This window comes from Streptococcus sp. XMC (genome assembly GCF_021341835.1).
In the GTDB taxonomy this organism is placed as follows: Bacteria; Bacillota; Bacilli; order Lactobacillales; family Streptococcaceae; genus Streptococcus.
Genome location: NZ_JAJTNQ010000001.1, coordinates 114,624 through 133,218, shown reverse-complemented (window position 1 = coordinate 133,218; position 18,595 = coordinate 114,624). Strand labels below are relative to the sequence as shown.

At 42.8% G+C, this 18,595-nt stretch carries 19 protein-coding genes and 2 pseudogenes; 1 reads left to right on the top strand and 20 read right to left on the bottom strand.

The window, feature by feature from the left end:
- Window position 1 precedes the first annotated feature (1 nt).
- The 4 genes and pseudogenes from LXO72_RS00580 to LXO72_RS00570 form a co-directional block, all read right to left on the bottom strand.
- The gene (locus LXO72_RS00580) at window positions 2-832 is read right to left on the bottom strand and encodes an energy-coupling factor transporter transmembrane component T family protein (protein WP_233331227.1); all 831 of its coding nucleotides are present in this window, start codon (window positions 830-832) and stop codon (window positions 2-4) included.
- Window positions 825-1,628: pseudogene (locus tag LXO72_RS10215) on the bottom strand (energy-coupling factor ABC transporter ATP-binding protein); the annotation flags it as partial. The pseudogene LXO72_RS10215 and the gene LXO72_RS00580, both read right to left, overlap by 8 nt.
- Before the next feature lie 27 nt (window positions 1,629-1,655).
- Window positions 1,656-2,507, bottom strand: a pseudogene (locus LXO72_RS10210) (DUF3744 domain-containing protein); the annotation flags it as partial.
- Window positions 2,508-3,281: a nucleoside phosphorylase gene (locus tag LXO72_RS00570; protein WP_233331695.1), complete on the bottom strand. Its 774-nt coding sequence runs from the start codon at window positions 3,279-3,281 to the stop codon at window positions 2,508-2,510.
- Between the two features lie 398 nt (window positions 3,282-3,679).
- Here LXO72_RS00570 and LXO72_RS00565 point away from each other — a divergent pair, with 398 nt between their 5' ends.
- Window positions 3,680-4,960: a uracil-xanthine permease family protein gene (locus LXO72_RS00565; RefSeq protein WP_009731544.1), complete on the top strand. Its 1,281-nt coding sequence runs from the start codon at window positions 3,680-3,682 to the stop codon at window positions 4,958-4,960.
- Between the two features lie 306 nt (window positions 4,961-5,266).
- On the opposite strand, the gene LXO72_RS00560 is transcribed toward LXO72_RS00565, so the two are convergent.
- The 16 genes from LXO72_RS00560 to LXO72_RS00485 form a co-directional block, all read right to left on the bottom strand.
- Entirely contained in the window at window positions 5,267-6,163 is an 897-nt protein-coding gene (locus LXO72_RS00560) for a DUF4299 family protein (RefSeq protein WP_233331225.1), read from the bottom strand.
- 93 nt (window positions 6,164-6,256) lie between these two features.
- On the bottom strand, window positions 6,257-7,240 hold the full coding sequence (gene trhO, locus LXO72_RS00555) for an oxygen-dependent tRNA uridine(34) hydroxylase TrhO (protein WP_233331224.1): 984 nt from the start codon (window positions 7,238-7,240) through the stop codon (window positions 6,257-6,259).
- Between the two features lie 438 nt (window positions 7,241-7,678).
- Entirely contained in the window at window positions 7,679-8,155 is a 477-nt protein-coding gene (locus LXO72_RS00550) for a DUF6773 family protein (protein WP_233331223.1), read from the bottom strand.
- Between the two features lie 28 nt (window positions 8,156-8,183).
- Entirely contained in the window at window positions 8,184-8,378 is a 195-nt protein-coding gene (locus LXO72_RS00545) for a helix-turn-helix transcriptional regulator (RefSeq protein WP_003005328.1), read from the bottom strand.
- Between the two features lie 297 nt (window positions 8,379-8,675).
- A complete protein-coding gene (locus LXO72_RS00540; protein WP_233331222.1) occupies window positions 8,676-9,227 on the bottom strand; it encodes an ECF-type riboflavin transporter substrate-binding protein in 552 nt (183 codons plus the stop codon).
- Between the two features lie 13 nt (window positions 9,228-9,240).
- Entirely contained in the window at window positions 9,241-10,089 is an 849-nt protein-coding gene (locus LXO72_RS00535; protein ID WP_023024179.1) for an SAM hydrolase/SAM-dependent halogenase family protein, read from the bottom strand.
- 17 nt (window positions 10,090-10,106) lie between these two features.
- Complete coding sequence (locus tag LXO72_RS00530; RefSeq protein ID WP_042507479.1) at window positions 10,107-10,685, bottom strand: MptD family putative ECF transporter S component; 579 nt, start codon at window positions 10,683-10,685, stop codon at window positions 10,107-10,109.
- A 15-nt stretch (window positions 10,686-10,700) separates the two neighbouring features.
- On the bottom strand, window positions 10,701-11,393 hold the full coding sequence (locus tag LXO72_RS00525; protein ID WP_006595735.1) for a methionine ABC transporter permease: 693 nt from the start codon (window positions 11,391-11,393) through the stop codon (window positions 10,701-10,703).
- Window positions 11,390-12,457 (bottom strand): methionine ABC transporter ATP-binding protein, encoded by a 1,068-nt coding sequence (locus LXO72_RS00520; RefSeq protein WP_195348050.1) that lies wholly within the window; start codon window positions 12,455-12,457, stop codon window positions 11,390-11,392. Before LXO72_RS00520 ends, LXO72_RS00525 begins: the two co-directional genes overlap by 4 nt.
- Window positions 12,450-13,823: a M20/M25/M40 family metallo-hydrolase gene (locus LXO72_RS00515; RefSeq protein WP_117744608.1), complete on the bottom strand. Its 1,374-nt coding sequence runs from the start codon at window positions 13,821-13,823 to the stop codon at window positions 12,450-12,452. The genes LXO72_RS00520 and LXO72_RS00515 overlap by 8 nt, the downstream gene beginning before the upstream one ends.
- A 68-nt stretch (window positions 13,824-13,891) precedes the next feature.
- Window positions 13,892-14,764, bottom strand: coding sequence for a MetQ/NlpA family ABC transporter substrate-binding protein (locus tag LXO72_RS00510; RefSeq protein ID WP_135782720.1), 873 nt, complete (start codon window positions 14,762-14,764; stop codon window positions 13,892-13,894).
- 32 nt (window positions 14,765-14,796) lie between these two features.
- Window positions 14,797-15,624, bottom strand: a complete 828-nt coding sequence (locus LXO72_RS00505; RefSeq protein WP_233331221.1) for an amino acid ABC transporter substrate-binding protein — start codon at window positions 15,622-15,624, stop codon at window positions 14,797-14,799.
- 127 nt (window positions 15,625-15,751) lie between these two features.
- Window positions 15,752-16,894, bottom strand: a complete 1,143-nt coding sequence (locus tag LXO72_RS00500) for an amidohydrolase (protein WP_233331220.1) — start codon at window positions 16,892-16,894, stop codon at window positions 15,752-15,754.
- Window positions 16,895-17,082: 188 nt separating this feature from the next.
- Window positions 17,083-17,799 carry a YebC/PmpR family DNA-binding transcriptional regulator gene (locus tag LXO72_RS00495; protein WP_006146163.1) on the bottom strand — a complete coding sequence of 239 codons (717 nt, stop codon included), beginning with the start codon at window positions 17,797-17,799 and terminating at the stop codon, window positions 17,083-17,085.
- A 175-nt stretch (window positions 17,800-17,974) separates the two neighbouring features.
- Complete coding sequence (locus LXO72_RS00490; RefSeq protein ID WP_013903192.1) at window positions 17,975-18,229, bottom strand: Txe/YoeB family addiction module toxin; 255 nt, start codon at window positions 18,227-18,229, stop codon at window positions 17,975-17,977.
- A gap of 3 nt (window positions 18,230-18,232) precedes the next feature.
- The gene (locus tag LXO72_RS00485) at window positions 18,233-18,487 is read right to left on the bottom strand and encodes a type II toxin-antitoxin system Phd/YefM family antitoxin (RefSeq protein ID WP_003014291.1); all 255 of its coding nucleotides are present in this window, start codon (window positions 18,485-18,487) and stop codon (window positions 18,233-18,235) included.
- Window positions 18,488-18,595: the final 108 nt, after the last annotated feature.

Genomic DNA, 18,595 nt, shown 5'->3' with positions numbered 1-18,595 from the left:
CTTACCTCCAAGGATTATAGAAGCGACCTTTGTTTACCCAAATCAGGACGATACTCAAGACAACCATAAAGATTGACCCCAGGATAATCAAGCGATCAGGAGTGGTCATCTCCTGATAGGTGTACCAAGTTCGTTTTTTATTTTTACCAAAGCGGCGCAGTTCCATGGCCGTAGAGATCGTTTCTATCCGCTCCAAAGAACTAAAAATCAGTGGAGAAATCATCTGAAGATTTCCCTTCACCCGCTGGACAAAGTTGGCCTTTTTGGACAACTCCAAGCCTCTTGCTTCTTGCGAGAGCTTGATAATCTGGTATTCCTCCTGCACATCTGGAATATAGCGCAGGGTCAAACTGACTGAGTAAGCAATCTTGTAGGACACCCCAATTTGATTGAGACTCGAAGCAAATTGACTGGGATGGGTGGTCATTAGGAAAATAAGAGCTAAAGGAATCGTACAGACATACTTCAAAGCTAGGTTGAAGAGATAAAACAACTCTTGGGCTGTAATACTATATGCCCCTAGACCATCTAGAAGAACTGTCTTTGCTCCATAGATTTCTACCCCATATTGAGGGGCAAAAAGATAGACCATCAAGACATTGAGAAGGGCAAAAGCTAAGGCAAAACTCAGAACAAAGGAGATGTCTTTCAAACGAATGCCTGATGTTGCAAATAAGGCGAGGGCACCCAGACCGATGACCAACAATAAGCGAGTATCGTAACTCAACATGGCAGCTAATGATACCAACAATAAGAAAAGAAGCTTGCTAGCGCCTGATAGGCGATGCAGAAAACTGGTTCCGGCATGGTAGCCGACTAAGCGATTATTCATGACCTTCCCCCTTCTGATTCATATAAAACTGGGTCAAGGCAAGAGGATCGACACCAAGTCGATTTGCCAAGGCGAAAATAGACGTTTCTTTCAAATTAGCCCGTCTCAAAATTTCTGGTTGGGTCAAGAGCTCTGCCGGTGTCAAATCAGCCAAAACCTGCCCATCCATGACCACGACTGCCCGGTCCGAATAATCCAGCATGAGCTGCATATCATGGGTAATCATGACAATGGTATGGCCTTTTTGATGGAGTTCATCAAGGAAATCCATAATTTCCGTATAGTTTCGTTGGTCCTGACCAGCCGTCGGCTCATCGAGGACCAGAACATCTGGTCCCAAGACAAGGATAGAGGCAATGGTCACCCGCTTTTTCTGGCCATAGGACAGAGCAGAGATCGGCCACTTACGAAATTCGTAGAGACCACAGGTTTTCAAGGCTTGATGGACACGACTTTCAATCTGGTCCTCTGGAACATTTCTCAAGCGAAGACCCAGAGCCACCTCATCAAAAATCATATTGGTCGAGATCATCTGGTTGGGGTTTTGCAAGACATAGCCCACGCGCTCTGCCCGCTCCTTGACACTATCTCCCTTGATATCCTCTCCCTTTGAGAAATAGGTTCCTTCCGTCTGGATAAAGCCACAAATCGCCTTAGCAAGGGTTGATTTTCCAGCCCCATTTTTACCAACAATGGCCAACCGTTGGCCTTTTGGAATGGTTAGAGAAAGGTCTTTTAGAATGGGTTGCCCTTCTCGATAGGCAAAGTTCAAATGACCAAGTTCTAGGATTGTCTCTGCCTCTGCTCCTTTTTCAAAATGAGGAGTTGGGATATCCACTGATACATCACCAAGTGGTAGTTTTTCTACCTTGTCCAAATGCGGTAGCTTGCTGATATCCTGGCCTAACTGGCGAAGAGTCGTTAAATAGAGAGGTTCACGAATCCCATTTTCAGCCAGCAGTGTCGTCCTCAATAAATCATCAGGTTGACCATTAAAGAGAACTTGACCTTGATTGATCAAGATAACCCGATCAATCGGACGGTAGAGTACATCCTCTAAACGGTGTTCGATGATAATGGTTGTCGTCCCCTGTTCTTCATGAATCTGATCAATCAGATCAATAATATCCTGACCCGACTTGGGATCTAGATTAGCCAGTGGCTCATCAAAGAGCAGGATCGGACTTTCGTCAATCAGAACACCCGCCAAGCTGACCCGTTGTTTTTGCCCACCGGACAAATCTTGTGGCCGATGATCCAAGAGCTTGCTCAAATCTAAGCGCTCCGCCCAGGTATGGACCCGGGATTTCATGCTTTCCAACTCCACCATATCGTTTTCAAGGGCAAAAGCCAAGTCTTCTGCTACGCTGAGACCGATAAACTGACCATCCGTATCCTGCAAGACCGTACTGACCAAGTGAGATTTCTCATAAATACTGAGATCAAAAGCTTCTTTCCCCTGAATGAGGAATTGCCCACTACTGGTTCCCTTATAGATATTGGGAATAATCCCATTTAAGCACTGGCCAATGGTTGATTTTCCAGAGCCAGATGGCCCGACAATCAGGACCTTTTCCCCCTTATAAATGGTTAAGTTGATATTTTTCAAAGTTGGCTCAGACTGGGCCTTATATTGGAAGGAAAAATCCTTCAGTTCAATCATTGCTTCTTTCATTTAGTTCGCCTTTTCCCATAAGAGCGCAAATTGGATGGCTAAATCCGCGATTCGATCCTTGCTATCTAAATCCTCATGACTAGATAAGGTTCGGATATCCCATTTTTCTTCCGAGAGGTGGTCTGCTGCATAGAAGAAATGGCAGAGCTCAAAGCCCCGAAAAGCTGCTAAAGCTGCCACTGCCGAACATTCCATATCTACACAGATGGCTCCTGCTTCCATTCGTCGCTTCATCTTGTCGATGGTTTCCCGGTAGGGAGCATCTGTCGTCCACACTTTTCCTTTCTGATAGGAAACCTTGTGACTATCCAGAAAAGCTTGGAAGAGAGGAAGGCTTTCCTTATTTACTTCCACTTCATCACTAGCCGGAAGATAGTGATAGCTGGTCCCCTCGTCTCGAAGAGCTGCTGTTGGAATGATGATGGAGGTCGCCTCAATATCTTGGTCTAAAACCCCACAGGTCCCAAAGAGCACCAGTTTTTCCATCCCAAATTGAATCAAATCCTCTATAATCCCTACACAGGAAGCAGCCCCAACTGGTGCATTAAAGACAGCAATCTGTTGGTCTCCAATCGTAATCCCATAGACAATGACTTCAAAGTTGGCCATGGAAGTTTTTGCAAGCACCTCATGTTCATAATTTTCAAGGAGGCGCGCAAAAGTTACTCTTGAAAAGCAAGAGATGACTACTTTGGGAAATCCTTCAATGGGACCATGTAGGTCTTTTGGATTGATAATCGCCTGTCGATTGGCATCAAATTCTTCTAACAGCATCTCTGACTTCTCTTTCATTCATTCTACTTCTAGTCCTCTATTATACCACAAAATCGGCCTCTTTCCTTCTAACAAAGGGGAAAGCAAGCTCACTTGTTCGCCTTTTGTGATGGGAAACAACAGAGCTGTCCTCCAAAAGGAAGAAGGATTCCTCAACCACTGCGTCTACCGTTGACCTCTTTCATGATGAAAATAGATAGCTCCTGCCTCGCTTTTTTATTTCTAGGCTCGGGAAAAATTCGTTTACAAAACGAATTTTTTCTGCTATACTTCTTAGAAGCAAAGGTTTTTAATGTCATCCTGTGAGGTGACAAAGACACAGAATATGAATAATCTGAGGGCCCTTGCTATGCAAAAAATTCATGGGCTCTTTTTTGGTGCCCAAAAGTGAGGTTATTATGAAAGAAGAATCAACTGTTGATTTGCTCCTGGATGTCGACCAAAGTCCGGCACCCCTTAAAGGAATCTTATTAAGTTTCCAACACGTTTTCGCCATGTTTGGGGCAACCATCCTGGTACCACTCATCTTGGGCATGCCCGTATCTGTTGCCCTCTTTGCATCAGGAGTTGGAACGCTGATCTATATGACTTGTACCGGCTTTAAAGTTCCTGTCTACCTCGGATCTTCCTTCGCCTTCATCACAGCCATGGCTTTGGCGATGAAGGAAATGGGAGGAAAAGTCGATGCAGCTCAAACAGGGGTTATCCTGACCGGTCTGATCTACGTGCTAGTCGCTGCAGGGGTTAAAGTAGCAGGCACTCGCTGGATTGACAAATTACTCCCTGCAGTTGTCATTGGACCTATGATTATCGTCATTGGTCTTGGACTTGCAGGATCAGCCGTTAAAAACGCTGGTTTTGTCGAAGGGGGAGATTGGAAAAATGCCCTTGTCGCTGTCGTAACCTTCCTGATTGCCGCCTTCATCAACACCAAAGGAAAAGGTTTCTTCAAAATCATTCCTTTCCTCTTTGCCATTATCGGTGGTTATGTCTTCGCAGTTTGCTTGGGCTTGGTGAACTTTGATCCGGTCCTCAAGGCTAACTGGTTTGAAATCCCTGGTTTCTATCTTCCTTTCAATACGGGTGGGGCCTTCAAACAATACAACTTATATTTCGGTCCTGAAACCATCGCCATCTTGCCAATCGCTATCGTAACTATTTCAGAACACATCGGTGACCATACCGTGCTTAGCCAAATCTGTGGCCGTCAATTCTTGAAACAACCAGGTCTTCACCGTACCCTTCTTGGTGACGGGATTGCAACATCTGTATCTGCCTTCCTTGGTGGTCCAGCCAATACCACTTACGGTGAAAATACAGGCGTTATTGGGATGACTCGCATCGCTTCTGTTTCCGTTATCCGAAATGCAGCCTTGATTGCTATTTCCTTGAGCTTCCTTGGTAAATTTACTGCTCTCATTTCTACCATTCCAAACTCTGTTCTCGGTGGGATGTCCATCTTGCTCTATGGGGTAATCGCAAGTAATGGTTTGAAAGTCTTGATCAAAGAACGCGTTGACTTTAGCTTGATGCGCAACTTGATTATTGCAAGTGCCATGTTGGTTCTTGGACTTGGTGGAGCAATTCTGAAACTTGGTCCAGTGACCCTATCAGGAACAGCCCTCTCCGCTATGACAGGAATCATCCTTAACTTGATCTTGCCACATGAATCAAACTAAAAGAAAAAGTTCTCAACACTGAGAACTTTTTGAATGTAGACAAACTACTTTTTTACATAAAACAGCTAGATAATTTTCATAAAATAATTTATATTTTTTAGTCATTTAAGAATATAGAAAACTTTCCGCTGTGAGAAAAGTGCCTTAATCACAGTTATTTCAGGCACTCGGAATTATTGAGACCTTAGGCTCAATAATTAGTCATGGAACTTCGTAAAAGTTCGCTGACGTCCGCTCTCACCTAAGGAAAGTTTTTAAAATTACTTTGTCTTCAATCTGAAACAGTTCAAATGAACTGTTTTTTTATTAGAGTTGGGCTAATTGCAACAAGCGTTCTTTGGACAATTTTTTAATTTCAATTTGATTGGCATCCAACAATTCAAATTCACTCGAGTCCAAAGCATCCAGTAGGGCTTCTAAATTCACAGCAGCCACCGGCTTATAACTCTCTGGCATATCAGGATTTCCCGTGATTTCCACTAGGTTCACTTTCCAGTCGATAACTTCATCCATATTGACCTTCTCTACAAACTCTGCTGGAACAAAAGGCACTCGTGGCAAGACAGTATCCGTATCTTCTGTTAGACTGTAACTGCCAATAATGCCTCCCGTTTCGTTCTGACGGTAGAAACGAACTTGACTAAAGAAGGCGGAGCTGTATTGTACCTTTTTAACCACTTGACTGAACTCCTCTAAAGGTTGAGCGGAGTCTAGGATTTTACGAAGGAGCTCACGATCTAAAATTACAGGATGAGCAAATCCCTGAAGCTGATATTGATGAAGGTCTGGATCTTTTTCTAGATTCTGTAGATTCTTCAGCAAATAGTTCTCATAGTCAAAAGAGAAAATAGAATCTGCGTCATAGCTGGTTCCCAAATTATCGTGAATCTCATTCCCCAACTGGCGAGCTAGGGCACTGAGCCATTCCAAGATGAGTCGCCAATCTTCAAGGGTGGCAAAATCTGCTAGGATGAATTGATAAGCATGCTCTTGATCCAGATAACGAAGGATGATGGGCAAGCAACTCTTGCCATAGCGGATACACATCATGGCTGGAAAATCTTTGAGAGAGCGACCAAGCATGGCTTCCTCAAAACTGTAGGTAAGAACTCCTTCCACCAAATTTAATACATCTTTAGCTGGCATCACTTTTTGATAGCCAAACATACTCTTTTTATTTCGAATTGAAAACACAACTGACATTTGTTTTCTCCTTTTTTGTAATCGCTTACCAAATTATAGCACAAATTTTCACGACTTTCCATAGAAAAAAACAGCCAAAAGGCTGTTTTTAACTTATGCAAGAGTTCCATCAAGCGTCTCACCGATAACGGCCAAACGCTCAGCAACCTCTTCTTGTGACAAGTTGTGTTCTTCTACATAGCGATTGCGTGGATGAACACGGCACTCATGTGAGCAACCACGGATGTACTTGTCTTCATTTTCTTCTGAAGTCAAGATGCGACGGTTACAGAAAGGATTTCCACAGTTGACATAGCGTTCACATGGTGTTCCATCAAACCAGTCTTTTCCGACAACGCTTGGATCAACATGGTTGACATCGACAGCAATCCGCTCGTCAAAGACGTACATTTTACCATCCCACAGCTCTCCTTGAACTTCTGGGTCTTTTCCGTAGGTTGTAATTCCGCCGTGCAATTGACCAACATCTTTGTAGCCTTCACGCACCATCCAGCCTGAGAATTTCTCACAACGGACACCACCTGTACAGTAAACTACGACACGCTTGTCCATGAATTTTTCCTTGTTATCACGGACCCATTGTGGCAACTCACGGAAATTGCGGATATCTGGACGAATAGCGCCACGGAAGTGTCCAAGATCGTACTCATAGTCGTTACGAGTATCAAGGACAACTGTATCCTCGTCTAGAAGAGCTTCTTTAAATTCTTTTGGAGACAAGTAAGCACCTGTCGTTTCAAGGGGATTGATATCGTTATCGAAGTTATCATCCTCTAATCCAAGGTGGACAATCTCTTTCTTATATCGTACAAACATCTTCTTGAAAGCTTGCTCTTCTTCCTCATCAATCTTGAACCAGAGGTCTTCCATACCAGGAAGGCTGTGAACATAGTCCATGTATTTTTGCGTTGTTTCGTAATCACCAGAAACGGTTCCGTTGATTCCTTCATCAGCAACTAGGATACGTCCTTTGAGGCCAATTGATTTACAAAAAGCCAAGTGATCAGCCGCAAATTGTTCTGCGTTTTCGATGGGAACATATTTATAGTAAAGTAAAACACGAATAGGTTTTGCCATAAGATTCTCTTTTCTAAGATTAAATTATCAGAATTTTTCATTCAACTATACCAGTATACTCTCCCGAGAAAACGAATGCAATTTATTTGACTGAAAAATAAAAGCCTGGGGGCCAGACTTTAGAATGTAGACAAACTATTTTAAAGTAAAATAAGTTAAGCGATTCTGCAAAGAAATAAAAATGAGTTCCAATTTTTAAATCGATTCAAAAAAATACCAAAACTTTCCGCTGTGAGAAAAGTGCCTGAAACAATAACGTTTCAGGCACTCGGAATTATTGAGACCTTTGGCTCAATAATTAGTCTTGGAACTTCGAAGAAGTTCGCTGACGTCCGTACTCACCTAAGGAAAGTTTTTTAATATGACTTTGTCTTCAATCTGAAGCCTGGAATTCCAGGCTTTTATACAAATTCTTAAATAACTTTTTAAGCTCTCCCCTTAGTCCTCTAACTCTGCCTCGATCTTCTTTTGTTTTTTCCGATTGATAACAGCAAGTGGTTTCTCTAACAGGTAAGTCAAAAGGGCAAAGACTAAAATGGCAAGGACGATTTTGAGCAGATACTTGGGACTGAACATAAAGCTCACCGTTTCGCGCTTCCCAATCACATCTGTTGCGATCACAAATAAGGCAAATAAGACGCCTGCCCCAATTCGGCTGAACCAGCTATCTTTTTCTAACATATCTCGAATGTCGATCCCTGAGCTAATCCTTCTCACAAAGGCATAAACTCCCATGACAATCAAGAGAATAAGTTCGGGCATATAGGCTACTAGGGCTAAGTCCAGAATACTAGCTTTCACAAAGGCTGATAAGGCGATAAAGCAGGTCATTCCTAAAACAAGTTCCCCTGCAATTTTTCCATCAAGCAGCATGGTCCGTTCATCTTTTACAATTGGTTCTTTCTTTTGTTTCATATGTTTCCTCTTTCTATTGTTAAAACTGTTACTCCCAGAACAGTTGATCCAGCGTCTTATCCAAGGTCTTACAAATAGCAAGGCAGAGGCTGAGGGTCGGATTGTACTTCCCTGCCTCGATCAGGCCAATGGTCTGGCGTGTCACCCCGATGGCATCTGCAAGATCTCCCTGGGTCATATCATGCTCGACCCGGGCCATTTTCAATTTGAGATTTTTCGCCACAGGCTTTTCCTTTCTTGTTTTTATAACTCTATTATACACTATATTTTATATTTTGCAACATATATCTTACATTTTGTAAAAAATATTTTTGATAAACAAAAAAAGAGGCTGGGACAAAAGTCCTAGCCTCTCAATTATCTTTGGATTGTCGAGCAAGACGCAGTGGTTGAGTGGGCTCTACTACGCTGATTTCATCAGCTTTTACAGCCCTACTCAACTGTGCGGAGGTGGGACGACGAAATCGAATTCTAACGAATGACCGATTTCTGTCCCTCTCTCTTCTCTTCTTATTTACGATTAATCTTTAGATAAACTTCCATCTTTTGTTTGGGTACGGGCATAGGCAATCAAGAGAAGAGAACCTGCAATAGCAACTGTCAAAGCATTAACAGAACCTGCTACAACTCCCTGAAGGAAGACCTTGTTGGCACTTTCTTTGTAGATCATCACATCTCCAATCGGTGCAATCAATCCCCAAATAAGCAAGTTGGCAATGACTTGAACAACGTTAAAGACGATCAATTCTTTCTTGGTCACTTCTCCTTTGAGGTTACCGATTTGTTTGCGGAAGATACCAACAAAGAGACCAAACAAGCCACTAGAAATAATCCAAGTCCACCAGAGGCCATAGGTCATGGCATCCTTAATAGCATGACCGATTAAGCCCATCAAGAAACCAACAATTGGACCAAAAATCACACTAAAGAGGGCTTGAAGAGCGTATTGCAACTGAATGTTTGTATTTGGAGCAGGTGCCGGAATTGGAATCATCGCAATGACCACAAAGAGGGCTGCTCCAACCCCAATAGCTACAACATCCTTAATTGAAAAAGCTTGTTTTTGTTTCATTTTTTATCTCCTATTAATTTTCCATTTTTCTAATTTCAATATGCCAAGAAGCCCCAACTCCTACATTATAGGCCTTGGCAAAGGATCCCTGGTTGATGGCAAGACCAACACGGTAGAGGGAATTGATATAAAGGATTGGCTGTCCAATCCGCACATCGGCGAAGGACTTACCATAGGTCACTTGGTTTTGGTAAACCAGCATGTCATTGTTATAAATGGTTACTTCAAAGCGCTCTCCAAATGCAGGTTCCAAATGATTGAATTCTTCCCGAGTAATCGAGGTCCAAAGAGAACCAAAGCGCACATCCAAGATGTCAACGGCTCCTTTGACAAGATTGTCCTCTATAACAGTCTCCACCACCGGAATTTCCACAATGTGTTCGACACTAAGTTCTGGCCCTACTTCCTCAAAGCTGATATGCCCACTGGCTAACTTAGCTCCTGTATAGGCATAGACATCACGCCCGTGAAAGGTATAAGAAAACTCTGTATTGGCCCGGCGGTTTTTGACCTCTGAAATCTCACGGATAGCAACAATCCCTACATGTTTCTTGATGAAAGATAGGGTTCCATTATCCGGAGTGACAATGTATTGATTCTTCGCTGTTTTGGCTACAACGCTCTTTCGTTTAGAGCCGACACCTGGATCGACGACCGATACAAAGGTTGTCCCTTCTGGCCAGTAGTCCACCGTCTGAAAGAGGCGGTAACTTCCTTCAAAGATATTATAAGGGGTAATATCATGAGTCAAGTGGTGAATCTTGAGGGTTGGTGATTCCTCTAAAGCAACCCCGATCATAGCAGAGACAGCCCCATCCACCAGACCAAAGTCTGACTGAAGGACTAGTAAATTATTGTGCATATTTCTTCTCCATCATGTTATTTTCTATCTAGCTTTTGATAGACCAATTGTCCAAGAAGATAACCTAGTAGAGCTCCAAGAAGAAGGGTCAATAAAAACCAGCTTACTGTCTCCATATTCGACGGTACCATAACGCGTTCAATATAATCCATCGTTTTCCCACGTGCTTGTAAAGAAGCACGGTAACTAGCCGGTTGGATCCACATCATCAGAATGGGCCCTGTCGTCGTAAAGGAAAAGAGGAGGAAAGACAAGGCATTGCCTAACTTCGACTGGTAGTGTCCACGGGCTGCGACCAATTCGGCCAAAAGACCTCCAACAACAGCAGGAAGAAAGGCTCCAGCTCCATGACGGGTGAAAAGGAAAAAAGAACCAATCACAAGAGCGACTACTAGAATGGCTCCTGTTCGTTGAATTTTTTCAACATAGACTCGATAGATCCCTCCACCAACTAGGGCGGAGAAGGCTGGAGCATAAAACATGTTTCCTCGATTGTCAACCAGACTTCCCAGTAGGACGCCTAATCCAATGGCAAGAAAATACAAGCCTGCAAAGGCTGCAACCTGCTTAAACTGATGTTTCTGTATCATTTTTATTTACCTTACCCGTCCTCATCGGTGACTAATTTTTTTGGTTAAGAAATCACCAATAAATTGAATAAAGAAGATCAACAGCAGAATCAAGAAGGTTGCTAGCAAGGTAACGTCATTATTAAAGCGTTGGTAACCATATGAAATAGCCACGTTTCCGAGACCACCTGCTCCAATCGCACCCGCCATGGCTGTTTCACCAACCAAGGAAATGAGGGTCACGGTTGTGACACGAATCAAATCAGGAAGTCCTTCACGAAGGTAGACACCAACAATATCCCAAAAGGTTGCCCCACTAGCTTGAGCTGCTTCAATCACCCCACGGTCCAATTCAGACAAAACAACTTGGACTTGGCGGGCAAAGAAAGGAAAGACAGCTAAAGATAGGGGAACTAAGGCCGCCGTAGGACCAATCCCAGTTCCGACAATCATACGAGTAAAGGGATTGATCAAGGCTAGCAAGATGATAAAAGGAATGGCACGGAAGATGGACGTGATTTTATCCAAGATATGGAAAACCAATTTATTCTCGATAATCCCACCAGGTGCTGTCAAGACTAATAATAATCCTGCAATGAGTCCCAATAAACCACCAATCACAAAAGAGATAAAGGTCATGTAAAGGGTCAGATAAATCGCTGTTCCCCATCCAGCTTGGCCACTCCAGCCCATCCGGTAAACATTTGGTAGATAGGTTTGAATAAAGTCAATCATGCATTACTCCCTTCTTTTAAGACACGCACAGAAACACCTGCTGCTTGTAGATCCCGCTGTGCTGCAGTTAGATTCGCTGCTTCCCCAGTAAGGATAACAACCAACTCACCAACAGGGGTATGATCCAAAATTTCAATGTTTCCGTGTAGAATATTAGCAGACACTTGGTACTGTTTATAAATATCGTTGATAATCGCTGTGTCTGTCACCGAACCAGAATATTTCAAATGGGCCAAAACAGAATCAGCCGGCAATTTCTTAACAATTTGTTGCTGGTTGATTTTCACCATAGCTTCCTCGATTCCTGTTGCAGTTGTGATGAAGTCTTGTGTCAATTCATTCTTAGGATTAGAGAAGATGTCTAAAACAGAGCCTTCTTCAATCAATTCACCATTTTGCATGACAGCCACTCGATTGGCAATGTCTTTAACGATCTGCATTTCATGGGTAATCAAGACCACTGTCAAGCCCAACTTCTGATTCAGCTCTTGCAGAAGAGCAAGGATTTGTTTGGTCGTTTTTGGATCTAGGGCGGATGTTGATTCGTCAGAAATCAAAATCTTTGGATCGTTGGCGAGCGCACGCGCAATCGCCACCCGTTGTTTTTGTCCACCTGACAATTGAGCAGGATAGTTGTCCGCCCGATCTGACAGACCAACTAGTTCCAACAACTTGGCTACTTTTTCAGCCTTTTGCTCTTTAGATAAGTCTGAATGTTTGAGGGCAAAAGCCACGTTTTCAGCAGCGGTCATTTGGGCCATTAGATTGAAATGTTGGAAAATCATACCAATGTCCCGACGTTTTTGGCGTAAAGCCGCAGCATTCAACGTCACCTGGTCTTGATAGATGACATCGCCATCTACAGTGATAGTACCTGCTGACGGTACTTGCAAGAGATTGATGACCCGTACAAGAGTTGATTTCCCTGCTCCAGAATAACCAACAATCCCGTAAATATCCCCTTCATTGATATGAATGGTCACATCCTTCACGGCTACAATTTCCCGTTTTTTCTGATGAAAGGTAACATCGATATGGTCCAATTTGATAATTTCTTTACTCATAACTTGTGATTAACTCCTTAATTAATTCAATATGGGTATAGTAGTCAGCAATTTTCACATTCTCATCCCCACCATGATCTCGACTATTGGCATTTCCGATTCCAAAGGCAGCCATAGGAACTTGCAAGGCCTCAAAGACCGTATGCATGGGACCAGTGCCTGCAGTTGTTGGAAGGACACAGACCCCTTCTGGATAAAAGCGTTTGGCCAGATCAATGACATTGAGAATGGAAGGCGCACTCATATCGCTCCGATAACTCATTTCCCCTAGTGTATAGACGAGATCAATCTTCTCAAAGCCATTTTTATCCAACTGAGCACGAATCAATTCTAAGACTTGTTTGGGTTCCAAGCCAGGCACCAACCGAACTTCCATCTTGGCTCGAGCTTCTGCAGGTAGAATGGTTTTGACTCCTTGACCCTGATAGCCTGTCCCCAAGCCTTCAATGTTCATGGCTGGTTCAAAATAAAATCGTTTCAAGAACTCACTGCGTTCCTCTTTCAAGATAGGCAATTGGAGATTGTAAATCTCAGTCACATCGTTTGCTGTCTTATTGGCATAACGGTCAATCAAGGCCAATTCCCGCTCGTTAGGCTCCTCAATCAAATCATAGAGGCCATCCACCAAGATGCGACCGTCTTTATCTCGAAGGCTGGACAAAGCATTGAGCAGATACCAGGATGCTGACTCCACCACCCCACCATAGCTGGAATGGATATCCACATCTGCACTTTTGACCACCATGTCAAAGGTCACAATCCCCTTGTTGCCACCGGAGATTTCCAGTTCCCCTTGTTGGTTACGAGTCCCTTGTTCCCAGACTAAGAGATCTGCCCCACGCAAGTGTTTTTTGTGTTTGGCTAGATACTTGTCCAGGTCGGTCGAAGCAGATTCTTCTGCTCCTTCGATGATAAAGGTAATGTTGACTGGCAGGTCGCCATTCTCACGGATATATTTTCGAATAGCCGTTAACCGTGCTGTAATATGCCCCTTGTCATCATCTACCCCTCGACCATACATGGTCCCGTAATGGACCGACAGCGTAAAAGGATCACTCGTCCAAGGTTGGTCGCCATCTGCTGGAACAGTATCGTAATGGTTGTAGAAAATGATGGTCTTGGCATCCGGATTGGGTGAAACAAATTTAGCAATGACAAATGGCGCTGTGTAACTGTCATCCACAGTTACCTTAGCTCCTGCTGCTGTGAAAATTTCTCCCAAATAGGTCGCCACTTCCTTTAAGCCAATCTGCTGGGCAAAGATGGACCGCTTGGAAATGAGAGTCCTCAGGACTTCAAAATAATGCTGAGCCACCTCATCATTTTCAAATTTGCGTATTTGTTCTGTCTCTCTTGGATTGGACATCATTTCCTCCTACTATACACGATAAGAGGTAGAGAAAACCTTCTCCACCTCTCTATTCATCCTCTCAATTACCAAACTGGTTGGTCCATACCGTCTGAAGATTCTTCGATGACTTTCTTCACGTTATCAGTATGGTAGGCTTTAATAATGGCTTCGATTGCTTTCGCTTTATCAGATGATTTCCAATCTTTCTTAGCTGCAATCAAGTTGTACCATTGTTTAGAGTTGCTGTTTGCTTTTTCTACAAAGAGAGCTTTCTTGTAATCAATACCTGCTTCACGAACAAAGGTGTTATTGATGATTGCTGCATCAACTGATGGAAGTGAAGAAGCTGTTTGAGAAGCGTCCAACTCAGAAATTGTCAAGTTCTTTGGATTGTCTTTGATGTTGCTGATGGTAGCCAATTCCCCATCTTTTGTATCCAACTTGATCAAACCAGCTGATTCCAATACATACAAAGCACGGCTTTCGTTTGTTGGATCGTTTGGTACTGCAATGGTTCCTTTTTCAGGAATGTCTTTTACATCTGTATATTTGTTCTTCCCATCTTTAGTACCAGAGTAAAGACGGATTGGCGCAATGTAAGTATCTGCTACAGAAACTAGGTCTGCGCTGTTTTCTTTGTTCCAGTTTTCAAGGTAGTTGTAATGTTGGAAAGCGTTGATATCCACATCCCCATCGCGAACAGCTTGGTTTGGTTGAGAATAGTCTGTAAACTCAGTGAATTCCAACTTGATGTTTGCTTTTGCATCATCCAAGTTTTTTTGCACTTCTTTCCAACGAGCTTCTTCTGTATCACTTAAGCTCATCACCCCAACTTTAACAGTTGTCACACCATCTTTATCAGATGATTTAGATGATTTTGAAGACCCACATGCTGCTAAGGCAAAGGTTGCAACGGTAGCAAGAGCTGCTACACCAAAAAGTTTTGTTAATTTCATATTCTTTCTCCTTATGATGTTTTTAAAAAACCTTATTTAATATCAGAAGCTTCTGGAAGGTAGGTTCCACCAAAATACTTCTTAGACAATTTTTCAAGCGTCCCATCTTCGTACAACTCTTTGATCCGTTTGTTGACGAAGGTTTCTAATTCTTTCTCACCTTTGGCAAGGATTGGGTATACGTATGGTTGTTGATCACTTGGAAGTTCAATCACTTCCAAATTATCCAACCCTTGGTCCTTGATCAAGGCTTCAACTGTCAAACGTTCAAAAATCTTATAATCTGAACGTCCATCGCTCAAATTAGCAAGAATAGATTGGATGGTTCCATCTGTATATTTGAGCTCTGTTGGATTGTCCTTGTGCTCTTCATTGTAAGCTTCCAATTGTTTCGCTGTAGAAGTTCCTTGGATGACTTCTGTAGACTTGCCACCGATATCATCCAGTGACTTGATTCCTGAATCTTTGCGAACCACTAAGACCACTGGGTTCTTTGCGTATGGATTTGGGTACAAGTATTTTTCCGCACGTTTTTTATCGTAGCTAAGGTTGCTGACACCGATTTGGTAACGATCGCCGTCTAATCCAGCAAAGATAGAAGACCATTCTGTCTTATTAAAGTTGATTTCATACTTATCTGATCCTTTGAAGATTTCACGCATGACTTCGATTTCATAACCAGTCAATTCCCCGTCCTTATCATAGGTGAAGGGTTTGGTTGTTCCAACCGTTGCGACTTCAATGGTCCGTTTTCCACTTGATTTACTTGATGACTTTGATGAGCAGGCTACCAAAGTCCCAACTGCTGCTAAGCCCACAAGGCTCAAACCAACACATTTGATAAATTTATTCAATTTCATTTGTTCTCCTTTTTCACTAAAATTGTTTATTCCTCTTTAAAAAACAGCTTTTTCCATCATATCAAAATTCCTGACTCTTGGGTATTATATTTTCTTTATGACGGTGATAGGTTTTATCTATCACGTCTCATTTGGTTGAAAATTTTTCCAGTAAAGCGAGGGCATTTTCTACGTAATATGGAACTGATACTGCAAAAGCAGCATCATCTATGACCATGCTATCATGGTGGAGATCCGGTGCATCTGCTGCACCATTGGATCCGATAAAAGCAAAGACTCCTGGGATTTTCTCTTGATAAAAAGCAAAATCTTCACCCGCTGTCGATGGTTGGGCCTCGACAACTTCTGCAAAAGACTTGGACCAACGAAAGACTTTTTTAGCCAAAGCCTTATCATTATAGGTAACCGGTGGTGTCTTGCCCCAATCAAATTGGACCATGACTCCCGTGCTGTTAGAGATCTGTTCGATAACACGAATGAAATCCGCCTTAAGGCGTCTCTGGAGATCCGGATTAAAGGTTCGAATAGTTCCTTCAAAGTAACCAGACTTGGGAAGAACATTCCAGGTTGAACCAGCTTCGATATGGGTCACCGATAGGACAGCTGTCTCAAATGGCGAAACCGTACGGGAGACCAAGGTCTGCAACTGCTGGACCATACTAGTAATCGCTACAACCGTATCCAAACCGAGATCCGGTCGAGCTGCATGACTGCTCACCCCAGTGACAGTCACCTTGAACTTTTCAACTCCTGCCATCATGGCGCCTGGACGCAAGGCCAACTGACCCGCAGGCAATGACGGCATGTTGTGAAATCCAAGGATGGCCTGTACATCCTCTAGGAGCCCGGTCGCTAATACCGCAGATGCTCCTTCAGAAGTCTCCTCAGCCGGCTGAAAGATTAACCGAACCGTTCCCTTTAAGTCTGTTTCCATACCTTTTAGGACTTCTGCAGCCCCTAATAGGCTAACCTGATGGAAATCATGACCACAGGTATGCATGACACCAGGGTTTTGACTTTGGTAGTCGAGACCCGTGTTCTCCTGAATTGGAAGGGCATCAATATCTGCGCGAAGGGCAATGACTGGTTTACCGCTTCCGATTTCAGCAATCAGACCTGTCTTTAATCCACTGTTTAAAATGCGTACACCTAGCTTTTCCAAATAGGCTTTGAGATAAGCTGTGGTTTGGTATTCTTGTCCAGATAACTCTGGATGCTGATGCACGTAATGCCGAATGGGCACTAGATGTTCATAGGAAAATGATACCATTTTTCGTCCCCTTTCTAGCATAGTTCTATTCTATCACTGCCTCCCCTATTCGTCTAATTCCTATTTTTTTCTCTCAGTTATAGCCAGGGACTATATCATCATTGTTGTGTCCTCTGCCTTCCTTCCTAAAAATGCCAAACCTCAAGAAAAAAACCTTTGAAGAAATTATCTTCAAAGGTCTATTTCTATTAGAATCCATCTACGTTAGTATAGATTTTTTGCACGTCCTCATCATCTTCAAGAACGCTGTAGAGTTTTTCAAAGGTTTCCAAATCTTCACCTGACAACTCAACTTCTGATTGAGGAATCATTTCCAATTCGGTTACTTGGAATTCTTCGATACCAGATTCACGCAAAGCAACGATCGCTTTGTGAAGGTCAGTTGGAGCAGTGTAAACAGTGATGGTCCCTTCTTCTGCTTCGACATCATCTACATCCACATCTGCTTCCAGCAAAAGCTCAAAGATGGCATCCGCATCATCACCTGCAAAGACGATAACGCCCTTGTTGTCAAAGAGGTAAGATACAGAACCAGAAGCTCCCATGTTTCCACCGTTTTTACCAAAGGCAGCACGGACATTGGCAGCTGTACGGTTGACGTTTGACGTCAAGGTATCAACGATCAACATGGAACCATTTGGTCCGAACCCTTCGTAACGTCCTTCTGTAAAGGTTTCGTCTGTGTTTCCTTTTGCCTTATCGATTGCTTTATCAATTACGTGTTTTGGCACTTGCGCTTGTTTGGCACGGTCGATAACGAATTTCAAAGCAGTATTCAATTCTGGATCTGGCTCACCTTTTTTAGCGGCTACATAGATTTCTACTCCGAATTTCGCATATACTTTTGAGTTAGCGCCATCTTTGGCAGTTTTCTTGGCTACAATATTGGCCCATTTACGTCCCATGAGGATTCTCCTTGTGTTTGATTCATATTATTTTCAATCTTTAACATTATATCACAAATCGTCCACATTAGACTAGATTTTTCTATTTTTAACGGGGGAATTCATGCGAATTTTCTATGAGTTGGAAACTTTAAATAGCTAGTTTAACTATAAAAAAAGACTCTCTTTTAGAAACTTAGTAATGGTCTTTAAAAGAGAGAAAAGCGACACCTGACTCATCTAGCATATAAATCAGGCGATTCTCTGCATCAATCCGTCTCGACCATGCTCCTTGAAAGTCATATTTCAAGGGCTCAGGCTTACCAATCCCTGCAAATGGATCCCTTTGGATCTCTTTGATAAGAGTATTGATTCGCTTCAGTGTTTTTTTGTCCTGACTTTGCCAGTAACAATAATCCTTCCAGGCATCTTCTGTAAACTTGAGTAACATCTGTTACCCCTCAATCTCATGGAGTTGAACCTGACCAGCTCGGACTTCTGCCATGCCCCGCAAGACCTTATCTGACAATTCTTTGTTCTGAGCTAGTCTCAGGGTTTCTTGTAGGCTGTCCCACTCACTCTTAGAGATGACCACAATATCTTCATCTGGATTCTTATTTACTACCGTCAAAGGCTCAAACTCATCATTCACCTTCTTCATGTAATCCTTCAAATGATTGCGGAATGTTGAATAAACGACTGCTTCCATGACCATACCTCATTCTACCTCTTTTCTTTTATTATACATGAAAAATAAAAACTTGTCAGGAACTTGTACAAGTTTTTTCCCTCTCCACTTAATTATTCGTAAAAAGTT